The organism is Streptomyces sp. RK62, from assembly GCF_018070255.1.
GTDB classification, from domain to species: domain Bacteria; phylum Actinomycetota; class Actinomycetes; order Streptomycetales; family Streptomycetaceae; genus Streptomyces; species Streptomyces nigra.
Map to the genome: position 1 here is coordinate 1 of NZ_JAGPYD010000013.1, position 16263 is coordinate 16263.

17 protein-coding genes are annotated in these 16263 nt (G+C 72.6%); 8 read left to right on the forward strand and 9 right to left on the reverse strand.

From position 1 onward, the window contains the following. Nucleotides 1–14: 14 nt before the first annotated feature. Nucleotides 15–779 carry an SDR family oxidoreductase gene (locus KBY32_RS24555; protein WP_210981677.1) on the reverse strand — a complete coding sequence of 255 codons (765 nt, stop codon included), beginning with the start codon at nt 777–779 and terminating at the stop codon, nt 15–17. A 134-nt stretch (nt 780–913) separates the two neighbouring features. Between KBY32_RS24555 and KBY32_RS24560 the strand changes: the two genes are divergently transcribed. Further along, nucleotides 914–2551, forward strand: coding sequence for an alkaline phosphatase (locus KBY32_RS24560; RefSeq protein ID WP_210981678.1), 1638 nt, complete (start codon nt 914–916; stop codon nt 2549–2551). On the opposite strand, the gene KBY32_RS24565 is transcribed toward KBY32_RS24560, so the two are convergent. Then, a complete protein-coding gene (locus tag KBY32_RS24565) occupies nt 2538–3572 on the reverse strand; it encodes a Gfo/Idh/MocA family protein (RefSeq protein ID WP_210981679.1) in 1035 nt (344 codons plus the stop codon). The genes KBY32_RS24560 and KBY32_RS24565 overlap by 14 nt on opposite strands. An 88-nt stretch (nt 3573–3660) precedes the next feature. On the opposite strand from KBY32_RS24565, the gene KBY32_RS24570 reads away from it, so the two are divergent. From KBY32_RS24570 to KBY32_RS24580, 3 genes are read left to right on the forward strand one after another with little or no spacing between them, the layout of a single operon-like run. After that, nucleotides 3661–5007: a multidrug effflux MFS transporter gene (locus KBY32_RS24570; protein WP_210981680.1), complete on the forward strand. Its 1347-nt coding sequence runs from the start codon at nt 3661–3663 to the stop codon at nt 5005–5007. 11 nt (nt 5008–5018) lie between these two features. Continuing rightward, on the forward strand, nt 5019–6134 hold the full coding sequence (locus tag KBY32_RS24575; RefSeq protein ID WP_247689963.1) for a serine hydrolase: 1116 nt from the start codon (nt 5019–5021) through the stop codon (nt 6132–6134). A 32-nt stretch (nt 6135–6166) separates the two neighbouring features. Beyond that, a complete protein-coding gene (locus KBY32_RS24580; protein ID WP_210981681.1) occupies nt 6167–7171 on the forward strand; it encodes a small ribosomal subunit Rsm22 family protein in 1005 nt (334 codons plus the stop codon). Nucleotides 7172–7221: 50 nt separating this feature from the next. Here the strand turns inward: KBY32_RS24580 and KBY32_RS24585 are convergent, their stop codons facing one another. Further along, nucleotides 7222–7416, reverse strand: a complete 195-nt coding sequence (locus KBY32_RS24585) for a DUF6243 family protein (protein WP_159039062.1) — start codon at nt 7414–7416, stop codon at nt 7222–7224. Nucleotides 7417–7551: 135 nt separating this feature from the next. Here KBY32_RS24585 and KBY32_RS24590 point away from each other — a divergent pair, with 135 nt between their 5' ends. After that, nucleotides 7552–8187, forward strand: a complete 636-nt coding sequence (locus tag KBY32_RS24590) for a TetR/AcrR family transcriptional regulator (RefSeq protein WP_210981682.1) — start codon at nt 7552–7554, stop codon at nt 8185–8187. Nucleotides 8188–8339: 152 nt separating this feature from the next. Then, nucleotides 8340–9071, forward strand: a complete 732-nt coding sequence (locus KBY32_RS24595; protein WP_210981683.1) for a bifunctional DNA primase/polymerase — start codon at nt 8340–8342, stop codon at nt 9069–9071. A gap of 20 nt (nt 9072–9091) precedes the next feature. On the opposite strand, the gene KBY32_RS24600 is transcribed toward KBY32_RS24595, so the two are convergent. Genes KBY32_RS24600 through efeO form a run of 4 tightly spaced genes read right to left on the reverse strand, consistent with a single transcriptional unit; the run spans nt 9092 to nt 13345 of the window. Beyond that, complete coding sequence (locus tag KBY32_RS24600; RefSeq protein WP_210981684.1) at nt 9092–10084, reverse strand: hypothetical protein; 993 nt, start codon at nt 10082–10084, stop codon at nt 9092–9094. After that, entirely contained in the window at nt 10044–10916 is an 873-nt protein-coding gene (efeU, locus tag KBY32_RS24605; protein WP_210981685.1) for an iron uptake transporter permease EfeU, read from the reverse strand. The genes KBY32_RS24600 and efeU overlap by 41 nt, the downstream gene beginning before the upstream one ends. Nucleotide 10917: 1 nt before the next feature. Further along, nucleotides 10918–12180, reverse strand: coding sequence for an iron uptake transporter deferrochelatase/peroxidase subunit (gene efeB / locus KBY32_RS24610; RefSeq protein ID WP_210981686.1), 1263 nt, complete (start codon nt 12178–12180; stop codon nt 10918–10920). Nucleotides 12181–12190: 10 nt separating this feature from the next. After that, nucleotides 12191–13345 carry an iron uptake system protein EfeO gene (gene efeO / locus KBY32_RS24615; protein WP_210981687.1) on the reverse strand — a complete coding sequence of 385 codons (1155 nt, stop codon included), beginning with the start codon at nt 13343–13345 and terminating at the stop codon, nt 12191–12193. A gap of 267 nt (nt 13346–13612) precedes the next feature. Here efeO and KBY32_RS24620 point away from each other — a divergent pair, with 267 nt between their 5' ends. Then, complete coding sequence (locus tag KBY32_RS24620; protein WP_210981688.1) at nt 13613–14257, forward strand: PhzF family phenazine biosynthesis protein; 645 nt, start codon at nt 13613–13615, stop codon at nt 14255–14257. Between the two features lie 6 nt (nt 14258–14263). Here the strand turns inward: KBY32_RS24620 and KBY32_RS24625 are convergent, their stop codons facing one another. Both KBY32_RS24625 and map read right to left on the reverse strand, forming a co-directional pair. Beyond that, nucleotides 14264–14911: a heme oxygenase (biliverdin-producing) gene (locus KBY32_RS24625; RefSeq protein WP_210981689.1), complete on the reverse strand. Its 648-nt coding sequence runs from the start codon at nt 14909–14911 to the stop codon at nt 14264–14266. A gap of 119 nt (nt 14912–15030) precedes the next feature. Further along, nucleotides 15031–15888, reverse strand: coding sequence for a type I methionyl aminopeptidase (gene map / locus KBY32_RS24630; protein WP_055620664.1), 858 nt, complete (start codon nt 15886–15888; stop codon nt 15031–15033). A gap of 58 nt (nt 15889–15946) precedes the next feature. Between map and KBY32_RS24635 the strand changes: the two genes are divergently transcribed. Further along, nucleotides 15947–16177 (forward strand): hypothetical protein, encoded by a 231-nt coding sequence (locus KBY32_RS24635; protein WP_055620663.1) that lies wholly within the window; start codon nt 15947–15949, stop codon nt 16175–16177. Nucleotides 16178–16263: the final 86 nt, after the last annotated feature.

Here is a 16263-nt window from a genome sequence, read left to right on the forward strand (position 1 = left end):
CGCCCCGGCTCCCCTCAGCCCCGCCCCACATACGGCATCCCCGTAGCCAGCACCGTCGCGAACTGGATGTTCGCCTCCAGCGGCAGCTCCGCCATGTGCCGGACCGTGCGGGCCACGTCCGCCACGTCCATCACCGGCTCCGGCACCACCGAACCGTCCGCCTGCAGCGCACCCCGCCGCATCGCCGCCGTCATGTCGGTCGCCGCGTTGCCGATGTCGATCTGGCCCACCGCGATCCCGTACGGCCGTCCGTCCAGCGCCAGCGACTTCGTCAGGCCGGTCAGCGCGTGCTTGGTCGCCGTGTACGCCACCGACTGCGGGCGGGGTGTGTGGGCCGAGATCGAGCCGTTGTTGATGATCCGGCCGCCCTGCGGGGTCTGCTCCTTCATCTGCCGGTACGCCGCCTGCGCGCACAGGAACGCCCCGTTGAGGTTGGTGTCCACCACATGCCGCCAGGCCTCGTACGGCAGCTCCTCGACCGGCACCCCGCCGGGGCCGAACGTGCCCGCGTTGTTGAACAGCAGGTCCACCCGTCCGAACCGCTCCACGGTGGCCGCGAAGAGTGCGGTGACGTCCTCCGGGCGGGCCACGTCCGTGCGTACGGCCATCGAGGCGGCCTCCGGCACCAGTTCCGCCGTTCCCCGAAGCGTCTCGGCGTGCCGTCCGGCCAGCGCCACCGACCAGCCCGTGCGCAGCAGTTCCACGGCGACCGCGCGGCCGATGCCCGAGCCGGCGCCGGTCACCACGGCGGTCCTCGTCTGCGTCTCCTTGTCGTCCATGGGGCGGCAGCGTAGGGGACGGTCCGCCATTCGGAACCCGCCTGTCCGCCATCCGAGTGTTGTGTACGCGCCAAGCTCGTGTCGTCGCCGTCCGCCTCCCCGCCCCGTGCCTCCATCGGACAGGGGAGGACCGGATGACCATCACGAACGACCTGTCCCAGCACAGCCCCGAACTGCGCGCGGCGGCCCGGCACATCGGCCGCCGCCGCTTCCTGACCCTGACCGGCGCGGCCGCCGCGCTGGCCTTCTCCGTGCAGCTGCCCGCCCCGGTCGCCGCGAGCGCCGCCGCGCACGGCGCCCGCCGGATCGCCGACGACCCCTTCACCCTCGGCGTCGCCTCCGGCGACCCGCTGCCCGACTCCGTCGTCCTGTGGACCCGGCTCGCGCCCGTGCCGTACCAGGCGGACGGCGGGATGCCCGCCGAGCCGGTCACCGTGGGCTGGGAGGTGGCGCACGACGAGGCGTTCACGCGGCTCGCCGCGAGCGGCGAGACCGTCGCCCACCCCGAGTACCACCACTCCGTCCACGTCGACGTGCGGGGCCTGGAGGCCGGCCGCGTCTACCACTACCGCTTCCGCACCGGCACCTGGATCAGCGAGACCGGCCGCACCCGCACCGCCCCGGCGGCCTCGGCGACGACCGCGCTGACCTTCGCCGCCGTCTCCTGCCAGGCGTACGCCGACGGCTACTACACGGCGTACCGGCATCTCGCGCAGGACGACGTGGACGTCGTCCTCCACCTCGGCGACTACCTGTACGAGTACGCCGTCAACTCCGTCGGCGGCTACCGCAACTACACCGACCGCACGCTGCCCGCGCTGTTCAACCGGGAGACCGTCACCCTGGAGGACTACCGGCTGCGCTACGCCCTGTTCAAGTCCGACCCGGACCTCAGGGCCGCGCACGCCGCGCACCCCTTCGTCGTCACCTGGGACGACCACGAGACCGAGAACAACTACGCCGGCGACACCCCGGAGAACAGCGTCCCGCCCTCCGAGTTCCTGCTGCGCCGGGCCTCCGCCTACCGCGCCTACTGGGAGAACCAGCCCCTGCGTCTCCCGCAGCGGCCCACCGGCCCCGACATGCAGCTCTACCGGCGGCTGCACTGGGGCCGCATGGCCCAGTTCGACGTGCTCGACACCCGCCAGTACCGCTCCAACCAGGCGTACGGCGACGGCGCCCAGGTCCCCGGACCGGAGATCGACGACCCGGCGCGCACGATGACCGGCGCCACTCAGGAGCGGTGGCTGCTCGACGGGTGGAACGCCTCCACCGCCGTGTGGAACGTCGTGCCGCAGCAGGTGACGTTCTCGCAGCGCAGATTCGACCTGACCACGCCGTCACGGGTGTCCATGGACGCCTGGGACGGCTACCGCGCCTCGCGGCGCCGGGTGCTGGACGGCGCCAAGGCCGCCGGGGTGCGGAACCTGATGGTGCTCACCGGGGACGTCCACGTCGGCTACGCCTTCGACATCAAGGACGACTTCGACGACCCCGCGTCCGCCACCCTGGGCACCGAGATCGTGGCCACGTCCGTCGCCAGCGGCCGCGACGGCACCGACCGGCCCGCCAACTGGGAGACGTACATGACGGCCAACCCGCATCTGCGGTTCTACAACGGCCGGCGCGGCTATGCGCGGGTCGCGCTGGGGGAGTCGCTGGCACGCGCCGACTTCCGGACCGTGCCGTACGTGACCACGCCGGGGGCGCCGGTCACGACGGCCGCGTCCTTCGTCACCGCCGTCGGCGACCAGGGGCTCACGCCGGCGTGAGCGCCGACGCCGGGTCCTCGCCGAGGATCTCGCCGGGGTAGCGGACGCCCACCCGGTCCCGGATCGCGTCCAGCGTCCGCATCACCGCGAGGGTGCCCTCCAGCGGGACCAGCGGGGACTCGGTCTCCCCGGCGCGCACGGCCCGCATCACCTCGATCGCCTCGTGCCGCATGGAGGTACGGGGCCCGTCCGCCGGGTCGGCCGTGAACTCCTCGGGGTCACGGCCGTCGCGGTGCAGCACGAACCGCTCCGGGTGGAAGAAGCCCTCCGGTACGTCGATCCGGCCCGCGGAACCGGTCACGGACGCCACCGTCGGCGTACCGCCCGAGATCGAGCAGTGCAGGGAGGCGAGCGCGCCGCCGTCCCACGACAGCAGGGCACCGGTCTGCAGGTCGACGCCCTCCGGGGACAGCGTCGCGCGGGCCGTCACGTCCGACGGCTCCCCGAGCAGCAGCTGCGCGAACGCCACCGGGTACACGCCGAGGTCCAGCAGGGCGCCGCCGCCCTGCGCCGGGTCGCGCAGCCGGTGCGCGGGCGGGAACGGCCCGGCCAGCCCGAAGTCGGCCTGGACGTGCCGGATCTCGCCGATCGCGCCGTCGTCGACCAGGGCCTTCAGACGCCGGACCAGCGGGTTGCAGTACATCCACATGGCCTCCATGAGGAAGCTGCCGTGCTTCCTGGCCAGCGCGACCAGTTCGCCGGCCTCGCGGACGTTCAGCGTGAACGGCTTCTCACAGAGGACGTTGCGGCCCGCCTCCAGACAGAGCCCGGCGGCCTCGCGGTGCGCCGCGTGCGGGGTCGCCACGTACACGACATCGATGTCCTCGTCCTGGGCCAGGGACGCCCAGTCGCCGTAGGCGCGCGGGATGCCGAAGCGCTCGGCGAACGCGTCGGCGGAGGCACGGGTCCGCGAGGCCACCGCCACCACCTCGGCGTCCGGCAGATCCACCAGGTCCGCCGTGAACGCGGCCGCGATCCCACCGGTCGCCAGAATCCCCCACCGCACGCTGTCGTCCGCCACTGCGGCCCCGCCCCTCGCTCATCCGACCATCGGCACTGTGTTCGAGCTGAGAGCATAGAGGGCGGATCACTCGGAGAGGGAGGGGCTCATGAGCGACCAGGGGGGACCGGCACGGGACACGGCCCGGCCGCCGGCGCCGTCCGCGCGGCCGTCATCACCGGTCGTCGCGCGGCGCCGCACCGGCCTGCTCGTCACCTTCGTGCTCGGCGGGCTGACGGCGACGCCCCCGCTGGCGATGGACATGTACCTCCCGGCGCTGCCGGAGGTCACCCGCTCGCTGCACGCGCCCGCCGCCACCGTCCAGCTCACCCTCACCGCGTGCCTGGCCGGCATGGCGCTCGGACAACTGCTGGTCGGCCCGATGAGCGACCGCTGGGGCCGCAGGCGCCCGCTCCTCGCGGGCCTCGCCGTGTACGTCGTCGCCACCGCGCTCTGCGCCTTCGCGCCCACCGTGGAGGCGCTCGTCGCCTGCCGGCTCGCGCAGGGCCTCGCCGGGGCCGCCGGCATCGTCATCGCCCGGGCCGTCGTCCGCGATCTGCACGACGGCGTGGCCATGGCCCGCTTCTTCTCCACCCTCATGCTGATCTCGGGGGTCGCGCCCATCGTGGCCCCGCTCATCGGCGGGCAGATCCTGCGGATCACCGACTGGCGGGGCGTGTTCGTCGTCCTCACCGTGGTCGGGATACTGCTGGGCGCCCTCGTCTGGTTCCGGCTCCCCGAGACCCTGCCGCCGCGGGACCGGCACGCGGGAGGCGTCGGCGAGACCCTGCACGCGATGCGCGGGCTGCTCGCCGACCGCGCCTTCACCGGGTACGCGCTCACCGGCGGCTTCGCCTTCGCCGCGCTGTTCGCCTACATCTCCGCCTCGCCCTTCGTGATCCAGGAGATCCACGGCGCCTCGCCGCAGACGTTCAGCCTGCTGTTCGGCCTCAACTCCATCGGCCTGGTCGCCGTCGGCCAGCTCAACGGCAAGGTGCTGGTGGGCCGGGTCAGCCTCGACCGGGTGCTCGGCATCGGCCTCGTGGTCGTCGTCCTCGCCGCCGGCGCGCTGCTGCTGATGTCCCTGGGCGTCTTCGGCGAGACCGGCCTCGTGCCGGTGGCCGCCGCGCTGTTCGTGCTGATGTCCGCGATGGGCGTGACGCTGCCCAACACCCAGGCGCAGGCCCTGCAGCGCACCAAGCGCTCCGCCGGGTCCGCCTCCGCACTGCTCGGCACCACCTCCTTCCTCATCGGCGCGATCGCCTCACCCCTGGTGGGCGTCGCCGGGGAGGACACCGCCGTCCCGATGGCCGTCGTCCAACTGGCCGCGGGCCTGGTGGCGCTGGCCTGCTTCATGGGAATGTGCCGTCCCTGGAGGACACCACCAGGTCCGGGCGTACGGGACGGGGCTTCGCCCGGGTCCGGCGCGGCCGCGAGCACGGGGGAGGACAGCTGAGCGCGCCGAGACTGCGCGGGGACGCACCGGAGAGGGCCGGTCTCGACCCCGAGGAGATCCGACAGCTCGTCAGCGAGGTCCGTGACCTCACCGCCGGCCCGCGCCCCTGGGCCGCCGGGACGGTCCTCGTCGTCGGACGGGGCCCCTACCTGGCCGTCGAGGAGGCGGCCGGCTGGGCCGTGCGCTACGCCGCCTACGACGAGCGCACCGACTCCGGCGTGGAACTGCCGCCCGGGGCCGGAGTGCCGATGACCACGGCCACCCCGTTCGACCTGGCCTCCCTCACCAAGCTGTTCACCTCGGTGGCCGCCGTGCAGCAGATCGAGCGCGGCACCCTCGGCATCGACGCGCGCGTCGGCGCGTACCTGCCGGACTTCCGGGCCGCCGCACGGCACGACATCACCGTGCGGCAACTGCTCACGCACACCTCAGGGCTCCGCCCCGAACTGCCGCTGTACGACTGCGCGGACGACGCCGAGCGCCTGGACCGGCTGCGTGCCGAGGCACCCATCGGGGTCCCCGGCACGTACTGCTACTCCGACCTCAACATGCTGCTGCTCCAGCACGTCCTGGAACGCATCACGAGCCGCCCCCTCGACGTCCTGATCCACGACGGCATCACCCGCCCGCTGGGCATGACCGCGACCCGGTTCGGCCCCTGCCCGGGCGCCGCCGCGACCGAGGACCAGCGGCGGCCCTGGGCGAAGGCGGACCGGGGGATGCTGCGGGGCGTCGTCCACGACGAGAACGCCTGGGCGCTGGGCGGGGTCGCCGGGCACGCCGGACTGTTCTCCACCGGCCGCGACCTCGCCGTCTTCTGCCGCGCCCTGCTGTCCGGCGGCGCCTACGGACCCGCCCGCATCCTCGGCCCGGACTTCGTGGAGCTGCTGCTGACGCCGCCCGGCCTGGGCTTCGCGGTCGACCAGCCGTGGTTCATGGGGGAGCTGGCCGGGCGGGGCGCGGCCGGGCACACCGGGTTCACGGGCACGTCGCTGGTGATCGACCCGGCCCGGGACACCTTCCTGATCCTGCTGGCCAACACCGTCCACCCGCGCCGCCAGCGCCCCGACAGCGGGCCGAGGGCGGCGGCGGGCACCCGGGTGGCCCGGGCCCTGCGGGGCCGGTGAGGACACCCCTCGCGGCCTCGTAGAATCTCCGGGTGAACGCCCCCGTCTCCCCGTCCGCCGAGACCCTGCGCGCCGCCCTGGCCGCCCTGCTCGACGGGCTCCCGCCGCGCCGGGCCGCGCAGGCCGTCGACCGGCTGATCGCCACGTACCGGGGCGCCACCCCCACCGACAGCCCGATCCTGCGCGACCGCGCCGACGTGGCCGCCTACGCCGCGTACCGGATGCCCGCCACCTACGCGGCCGTCCGCACGGCCCTCGAGGCGTTCGCGCGTACGGTCCCCGGCTGGGCGCCGGAGCGGCACCTCGACGTCGGCGGCGGCACCGGCGCGGCGACCTGGGCGGTCGGCGCCACCTGGCCCGGCCCGCGCGAGGTCACCGTCCTGGACTGGGCCGAGCCCGCCCTGGCCGTCGGCCGGGAGATCGCCGAGGCCGCCCCGGCGCTGCGCGACACCCGCTGGCAGCGCGCCCGGATCGGCGCGGGGCTCAGCCTCGGCGCCGCCGACCTCGTCACCGTCTCCTACGTGCTCAACGAACTCACCGCCGCCGACCGAAGCACCCTCGTCGACACCGTGGCGGGGGCCGCCCAGACGGTCGTGATCGTCGAACCAGGCACCCCCGACGGCTACGCCCGGATCATCGAGGCCCGGGACCGCCTCATCGGGGCCGGGTTCCGGATCGCCGCGCCCTGCCCGCACAGCGCCGCCTGCCCCATCGTGCCCGGCACGGACTGGTGCCATTTTTCGGCGCGGGTCAGCCGCTCCTCGCTGCACCGCCAGATCAAGGGCGGCTCCCTCGCCTACGAGGACGAGAAGTTCAGCTACGTCGCCGCCACCCGGCTGCCGGCCGCCCCGGCCCCCGCCCGGGTCGTGCGCAAGCCCCAGATCCGCAAGGGGCAGGTGCTGCTCGACCTGTGCGAGACCGAGCCGGGGCTGCGCCGGACGACGGTCACCAAGCGGCACGGCGACCTCTACCGGGCGGCCCGCGACACGGACTGGGGCGACGCCTGGCCGCCGGCCCCCGAGGAGGAGACCTCCTAGCAGGTCCCCTCCGTACGGGTCTCCTGGAAGGTCCCCTCCGTACAGGTCTCCTAAGACGACTCCTCCGTGCGGGCCTCCTCGGTCCGCCTCTCCTGCAACCTGCGCAACAGCTCCCGCTTCTGCGCCACCGGGTCCGTCCCGCCGCCGACACGGCCGCTCCGGGCGCCGCCGCGCAGCGCCGTACGGCCCAGGTGGCGACGGGCCCCGCCGACGCCCAGCATGTTTCCGGCTCCGCCTCGAGTCATGGCGAGGCTCCCTTCGTGATGACCGATCACTGGCGACTGACGTCCAGTGGATGTGAACGAGACGTATCGTCTCGATGCCTGGCCGCCCCAGCATCTGGCGAGACGCAGCGTCTTGTCAACTGATAAGTTCGAGCCATGGCAGCACGCGAATCAGCCCCGCCCGCACCCAACGCCGGCCGCCGCAGCGAGCGGTCCCGGAGGGCCATCTACGACGCCGCCCTCGCCCTGGTCGTCGAGGTCGGCTACCCCCGCACCACCATCGAGGGCATCGCCGCCCGGGCCGGCGTCGGCAAGCAGACGATCTACCGCTGGTGGCCCTCCAAGGCCGACGTGCTCATGGAGGCGTTCCTCGATCTCGCCGAGCGCACCGCGCGGGAGGCCGGCGAGCAGCCGTACTCCATCCCCGACACCGGCGACCTCGCCGCCGATCTGAAGGCGGTCCTGCGCGCCACCGTCGACGAGCTCCAGGACCCCGCCTTCGACGCGCCCTCACGCGCCCTCGCCGCCGAGGGCCTGGTCAACGAGGAGCTAGGCCGGCAGTACGTGGCCAAGCTGCTGGAACCCTCGCTCCAGCTCTACGTCGAGCGGCTGCGCTCCGCCCAGAAGGCCGGCCAGGTCCGCCCCGACGTCGACCCGCGCATCGCCCTGGAGCTGTTCGTCTCCCCGCTCGCCCAGCGCTGGCTCCAGTACACCGGCCCGATCTCCCACGACTACACCGACACCCTGGTCGACTACGCGCTGTACGGCCTCGCCCCCCGCCCCCAGGCGTGACGAAAAACGCATCCGCGACCCCATTACCCCTGATCACGGCGTTGTGTGCGGCTCGCCCCACCTGGCACGGTTGTCCGCTACGGCCCCCCGGAGCGCACGAGGGTGGGACCATAGGGCATGCTGTTCCGCACGACAGCGAGGCGAGGGGATAGATGAGCGCGGAGTTGGGCGGCCGGTCCGGCCTTCAGGGCAGAATCTCCCAGTGGCTGCGGGGACGCCGCCCGAAGGACACCGCCGGCGACGGCGGCCGGGAGGCCCTGCTGCTCGCCGCCGCGGCGGCGGGACTGCCCCTCGCGCCCGCCGCGCACCCGGCCGGATACCGCTGCTCCTGCGACCGCGTCGGCTGTCCCACCCCCGCCCGGCACCCGGTGTCCTTCGCCTGGCAGACGCAGTCCACCACCGACCGCGGCCAGATCGAGCGCTGGGCCCGCCATCATCCGCAGGCCAACTTCATCACCGCGACCGGCATGGTCCACGACGTCCTGGACGTCCCCGCGGAGCCCGGCCGTGAGGCGCTGGAGCGGCTCCTCGCCGCCGGTATCGAGGTCGGCCCGGTCGCCGAGAGCGACGACGGGCGGCTGCTGTTCTTCACCCTCACCCGGGGCACCCCCGAGGACGAGGACGAGTGGTGGCCCTGTGAGCTGGACTGCCACCCCGAGACCATGGACGAGCACCCCGGACTGCGCTGGCACTGCCGCGGCTCCTACGTCCTGATGCCGCCGTCCCGGCTGCCCGGCGACGGCCGGTCCGTGCACTGGGTCCGCGGCCCTGAGCATCCGCTGCCCGACCCGCTCAGCATCCTCGAGGTCCTCACCGACGCCACCGCCCGCCATGTGGGCGAGGAGCCCGACCACGTCTCCGCGTCCTGGCCCCTGCGCCGCTGACTCCGCGTCCCGCGGCGGGGCTACTCGCCCTTCGCGGCCGTCATCCCCTGGATCCGGCCGAGGACGTCCACCTTGCCCGAGCCCTTCGGGACCAGCGCCACCTCGTTGGAGACGAACTCCAGCGTCAGCGACTGCTTGATCTCGCCCTCCGTCAGGGCCTCCACCGACTTGCTCGGCACCGGCACGGACGCGCCCGGCGCCGCCGTCTGCTTCTCGAAGTGCCGCGAGGCGAAGAACGCCAGCGCGTCACCGTCGGCCGTACGCAGCGCCAGCGGGGCGAAGTCGCCGTTCGTCAGCGGCTCGTCGATGAACTGCCGGACCAGACCCGGGCGTTCGGCCTGCTTCTTGCGCAGGGCACGCCACCGGCTGGTCTGCCCGCCGTCCGCGAAGGCGGTCCCACCGTCCTTCAGATAGGACACATAGCGGTCGCTCAGATCGCCGGGCGGTATGGCGAGTTGCTTCGAGTCGGCCGGGACGGCCTCGGCGAAACCGTCCTCGTCCGTCTTGAACTCGGGCACGTCCCGGGGCGCCATCAGCGTCAGATAGGCGGCCTTCCACGGCTGGTCCAGGTCGTGCCGGGTGAACACGAAGACCCAGCGGGCCTGCCCGCCCTTGTTGGCGGCCGCGTCGGCGACGAACCAGCGGGGCCAGCCCGCCTTCTTGGGAATGGCGAACCTGGTGTCCGACAGCTCCAGCGGGCTGTGCGCCGGGTTGCCGCCGGGGCTGGTCGCCCGGCCCGCCTTCAGCCGGGCCGCGTCGATGGCCCCCAGGGCACCCGTGACCCGGCCCTCGTCCAGAGCGCTGTCGTAGGCCTTGTCGGCCGCGTTGTACGCGGTGGTGAACTCCTTCAGTGCCTTCGCGGCCTCCGCCTTGGTGGCCGAGGGACGGACCTCCTTCTCCCCGTGCACCACCACACATCCGCTCGCCGTCAACGACAAAGCGGTCAACGAGGCCGCAATCAGCGCGCTCCGGTCAAGCCTGCGGAGCCTTCGAGGGCCGCGATCCCTGCTCATCCGGTTCCTTCACCTTCCCCTTCCCGGAGGCGAACCCTACCGGGGCGAGGAACAGCGCGAGCGTCGGGACCAGGTACAGCAGCCACACCGTGACCTGGAGCACGGTCGGATCGGGCTGGAAGTTGAACACGCCCTTCAGCAGGGTGCCGTACCAGCTCGCCGGATCGACGGTGTCGCTGACGTCGAACGCCTTGTCGCTCAGGCCCGGCAGCCAGCGCGCCTCCTGCAGATCGTGCATCCCGTACGCCAGCACACCGGCCGCGACGACGACCAGCATGCCGCCGGTCCAGGTGAAGAACTTCGACAGGTTGATGCGCAGGGCCCCGCGGTAGAACAGCCAGCCCAGCACGACCGCCGTGGCGATGCCGAGCGCGACGCCGACCAGCGGGCGCGGGGTGCCGTCCCCGGCCGCCCGCACCGACGCCCACACGAACAGGGCCGTCTCCAGGCCCTCCCGGCCGACGGCGAGGAAGGCGGTGGCGACCAGCGCGCCGGTGCCCATCCGCAGGGCCGCGTCCAGCTTGCCGTGCAGTTCGCTCCGCAGATGCCGGGCGGTGCGCCGCATCCAGAAGACCATCCAGGTCACCAGGCAGACCGCGAGGATCGACAGGGAGCCGCCGAGAGCCTCCTGTGCCTCGAACGTCAGCTCCTGCGAGCCGAATTCGAGGGCGCAGCCGAAGCCCAGCGCGAGGGCGACCGCGACACCGATGCCGGCCCAGATGGGCCGCAGGGCGTCCCGGCGGTCCGTCTTCACCAGGTAGGCGATGAGGATGCAGACGACGAGGCTGGCCTCCAGCCCCTCGCGCAGCCCGATCAGATAGTTGGAGAACACCTCACGCCTCCTTGCCGAACAGCGTGCTGCCCCACCAGTCGTCCTTGTCGCGGACGCCGGGCGGGACCGCGAACAGCGCCGAACCCACGTGCTGGATGTACTCGTTGAGCGCGTCCTTCGCCAGGTTGCGCTGGATGCGGACGAACCCGGTGCGCGGGTCGCGCTGGTAGGCGAGGAAGAACAGGCCGGCGTCCAGGCGGCCGAGGCCGTCGGTGCCGTCCGTGAAGGAGTAGCCGCGGCGCAGGATCGTCGCCCCGCCGTTGGAGTCGGGGTGCGCGAGCCGTACGTGCGCGTCGGGGAGCATCGCCTTCAGGAACGGCTTGTCGCGCTCCTTGGCCTTGCCGACCGGGGCGCCCTCGCCCTTGCTCCGGCCGAAGATGTCCTCCTGCTCCTGCAGCGGGGTGCGGTCCCAGGTCTCGATGTGCATGCGGATGCGCCGGGCGACGAGGTAGGAGCCGCCGGTCATCCAGGCGGGCCCGTCCTTCTCGCCGACCCACACGTGCCGGTCCAGGCGGTCCGTCTCGGTGCCCGAGATGTTGCGGGTGCCGTCCTTGAAGCCGAACAGGTTGCGCGGGGTCTGCGCGTCGGGCGTCGTCGACGAGGTCTTGCCGAAGCCGAGCTGCGACCAGCGCACCACGACCTTGCCGAAGCCGATACGGGCCAGGTTGCGGATGGCGTGCACGGCGACCTGCGGGTCGTCGGCGCACGCCTGGACGCACAGATCGCCGCCGCTGCGGTCGCGGTCCAGGTTGTCGCCCGCGAACTTCGGCAGCTCGCTGAGGGCTTCGGGGCGCGCGTCCGCGATGCCGAACCGCTCCCCGAACTTGTCGAAGAAGGACGGCCCGAAGCCGATCGTCAGGGTGAGCCGGGACGGCTTCAGCCCGAGCGCCTCGCCGGTGTCGTCCGGCGGGGCCTCGGCGAGACCGCCGTACGCGCCGTCGCCGACGGCCTGCCCGGCGGTCATCCGGCGCGCGGCCTCCGTCCAGTCCTTCAGCATCCGGACGAACGCGTCCCGGTCCTCGGTGCGGACGTCGAACGCGGCGAAGTGCAGCCGGTCCTGGACCGGGGTGGCGATACCGGCCTGCCGCTCCCCGTGGAACGGGATCGCGGCACCGGTGTCGGTGCCGGCCGGCTCGGCGTCGTCGCCGGCGCGGGTAGCGGCGACGGCCCCGCCGGCCGCGACGGCACCGAGCGCGAGCCCGGCGCCGCCCCAGCCGAGCAGCGCGCGCCGGGAGGGGGTGTTGTTCTCGGACGGTTCCGTCATGACGGCGCCCCTACTTGACGACGACGGCGGCGGCGAGCTTGGACAGCGGCTCCGCCAGGGCGTTGACCCCGTCCGAGAGCTGCTTGCGGTCGGCGTCACCGACCTTGTCGTAGGAGGTGAACTCGTACGACTCCTTGTCGGCGCGGAACTTGTCGAGGCGGGCGTTCAGCTCGGCGAACTGCCGGTCCAGCTCGGTGGCCAGCGCCGGCTCGTTGGCCTGGGCGACCGGCTTCAGCAGCTCGTACGCCTTCTGCGCGCCCTCGACGTTGGCCTTGAAGTCGACCAGGTCGGTGTGCGAGTAGCGCTCCTCCTCGCCGGTGACCTTGCCGGTGGCGACCTCGTCGAGGAGCTCCTTGGCGCCGTTGGCCATGGAGGTCGGGGTGATCTCCGCCTTGCCGACCCGGTTCTGCCAGTCCTTCAGATCGGTGATCAGTCGGCCGGCCAGCTCCTTCTCCCGGTCGCCGATCTTCTTGTCCTTCCACAGCGCCTTCTCCAGGCGGTGCCAGCCGGTCCAGTCGGTGGCCGGGTCCTGGCCGTCCTCCAGGCCGTCCTCGCGGACGTCGACCTTCGGGTCGATGTCGCCGAACGACTCGGCGACCGGCTCGGTGCGCTCCCAGCCGATGCGGGACGAGGCGTACGCCTTCTTGGCGGCCTCGACGTCCCCGGCCTTCACGGCCGCGGCGAACTTCTCGGCGAGCGGCAGCGTCTCGTCGGCCTGCTGCTGGACGTACTCGCGGTAGGCGGCCACGGCCTTGTCCAGCCGCGGGTCGCGCTTGGCGGCCGAACCGCCGGTGACCTTGACGGACTGCCGGATGCCGTCGCCCTTCATACCGGGCTTGCAGGCGATGGTGTAGTCACCGGCCTTCACCTCGGCGGTGACGGTCTGCTTGGTGCCGGGGCCTATGTTCTCGCGCTCGGTGACGATGCGGTCGTCCGGGAAGAGGATGTAGACCTCGGTGACCTTGGAGCCCTTGTTCTCCACGGCGAGCTCGACGTGCCCGGCCGGGAACTCCTTCTTCGACACCTCGCACTTGTCGTCCGTCGCGGTCACCCGCACGACCCGGTCGGAGCCCGCGGAACTGCCTTTCTCGGTGCACCCGGTGACGGCGGTCAGTGCGGCCACGGTCGTGGCGGCGGCGACGGCGGAGAGTCTGGCGGGTCGCATGAAGGCTCCAAAGAAGGGGTGGCCGGAAAGGACGCATGACGTGCCTCACAGCCCAGCAAGGTGAGGCTCACCTAACGGACCTAAGGATCGCCTAAGTGGCCAAAATCGTGCCCATAGAGAGGTCAAAGGAAAGTCAAAGGTTCCGATGCGGCGTCACCAGGACGGCTCCTGTTCGAGGGTGCGACAACACGTCGACCGGCTGGCCCCGGACCCCGGACCCTGGAGGCGCCCGGCGTCCCGCTCGCGGGGCGGTGCTTCAATTTCCCCGTGACTGACTACGACGTCCTCCGCGTGTTCTGCGGACCCAGGGGCGGATACGGCAACGAACTCGGCGTCGTGCGCGACGGCTCGGTGATTCCGGACGGCCGGGACCGGCAGGCGCTGGCCGCGAAACTCGGGTTCAGCGAGACGGTGTTCGTGGACGACCCCGAGCGCGGGGTCGTCGACATCTACACGCCGTCCACCCGGCTGCCCTTCGCCGGCTACCCCTGCGTCGGCGCCGCCTGGCTGCTGGACGTGCCCGAACTGGTCACGCCCGCCGGGGTCGTGGGCACCCGGATCGACGGGGAGTTCTGCTGGATCGAGGCCCGCCCCGAGTGGGCGCCGCCGCGCACCCTGCGGCAGTACGCCTCCGCCGCCGAGGTCGACGACCTGGAGGTGCCGCCGCCGGGGGAGTGGATCTACGCCTGGGCCTGGGAGGACGAGGCCGCCGGGCGGATCCGTGCCCGCGGCTTCCCCGGCCGGGGCGACGGCGTCGACGAGGACGAGGCGACGGGCGCGGCCGCGATGCAGCTCACCCATCGCCTCGGCCGCGCCCTCAACATCACCCAGGGCGCCGGCTCCCAGCTGCTGACCGCGCCCCAGCCGGGGGACTGGATCGAGCTGGGCGGCAGGGTCGTCCTGGAACGCTGACCCGCCTCAGGCGCTCAGCGGGAACTCCTCGCCGAGCGCCTGGAACATCGCGGTGTTCAGCGCGAACGCCTTCTTGCACTCGGCGACGATCCGCTGCCTCTCCAGGTCGTCCACCGGGACGCAGTCCAGCAGCGCGCGGTACTCCCGCTTGAACGCGGCGGGGTTCGCGATCCCCTCGAAGACGTAGAACCGGACCCCGTCGCCCTTGCGGGCGAAGCCCCAGGTGCGCTCCGCCCGGTCGCGGATGATCTGCCCGCCCGAGAGGTCGCCGAGGTAGCGGGTGTAGTGGTGGGCGAGGTAGCCGCCCGGCCACCCCTCCACACAGGAGCGCACCCGGTCCGCGTAGGCCCGCGTCGCCGGGAGCGCCGTCAGGCCCGCCCGCCACCGCGGGCCCCGCAGATGCGCCAGGTCCCGCTCCAGGGCCGCCAGCCGGAACAGCTCCGGCCGGACGAAGGGGCCGGCCACCGGGTCCGCCGCCAGTCCGCCGGCGCCCGTCTCCAGTGCCTCGTAGACGAACCACAGCTGTTCCGTGTACCGCGCGTACGCGTCCACGCCGAGTTTCCCGCCGAGCAGGTCGCTCATGAACGTCGAGGTCTCGGCCTCGGTGTGCTGCTCTTGGGACGCGGTGCGGATGACGGTGGAGAAGGAGTCCATGGGGGCATCCTCTGAGGTTAGGCTAACCTAAGTCAAGAGGTTTGCCGACGCTGTGTCGGTAAAAGCCTACCGAGAAAACCCGCCCTCCGCAGAGGACGGGTTCTCAGGGGGTCGGGCGGTCAGGGCAGGGTGAGGATCTCCGTGCCCGTCTCGGTCACCACCAGCGTGTGCTCGAACTGCGCGGTGCGCTTGCGGTCCTTCGTGACCACGGTCCAGCCGTCGTCCCACATGTCGTACTCGTGGGTGCCCAGCGTCAGCATCGGCTCGATCGTGAACGTCATCCCCGGCTGGATGACCGTCGTCGCGTGCGGGCTGTCGTAGTGCGGGATGATCAGGCCCGAGTGGAACGACGAGTTGATGCCGTGGCCGGTGAAGTCCCGCACCACGCCGTAGCCGAAGCGCTTGGCGTAGGACTCGATGACGCGGCCGATGATGTTGATCTGACGGCCCGGCTTGACCGCCTTGATCGCGCGGTTCAGCGACTCGCGGGTGCGCTCCACCAGCAGCCGGCTCTCCTCGTCCACGTCACCCACCAGGTACGTGGCGTTGTTGTCGCCGTGGACGCCGCCGATGTACGCCGTCACGTCGAGGTTGACGATGTCGCCGTCGCGCAGCACCGTCGAGTCCGGGATGCCGTGGCAGATGACCTCGTTGACGGACGTGCACAGCGACTTGGGGAAGCCGCGGTAGCCGAGCGTGGAGGGGTAGGCGCCGTGATCGCACATGTACTCGTGCGCCACCTTGTCCAGCTCGTCCGTCGTCACGCCGGGGGCGATCAGCTTCGCCGCCTCGGCCATCGCTCGGGCGGCGATCCGCCCGGCGACGCGCATCGCCTCGATGGTCTCCGGCGTCTGCACCTCCGGCCCCGTGTACGGGGTGGGCGCGGGCTTGCCGACGTACTCGGGGCGGCGGATGGCGCCGGGTACGGAACGGGTGGGGGAGAGCTCCCCGGGAACGAGCAGCGACTGGCCAGACATGCCAGCGAGTCTAACCAGCGGGCATGGGGGAACATGTCGGTGGCGAGAGGAGCTGGTCATGGCCTTGTTCAAGAAGCGCACGGTCGGCAAGCCCGGCGAGTGGTACTACTGCCTGGTCCACAAGCGGGTCGAGGAGGGGCCGGACTGCCCGGCCAAGGACCGGTTCGGGCCCTACACCTCGCGCGAGGAGGCCCAGCACGCCATGGACCTCGCGCGCGAGCGCAACCTGGAGTGGGAGAACGACCCCCGCTGGCACGACTCGCGGTCGGGGCAGACGGACGGCGGCTGATCGACGCTCCGCCGGTACCGGTGGGGTCAACGCTCCGCCGGCACCGGTGGGGCCGCCGCCGCTTCGGCCCGCCGCCCGCGCTGCCG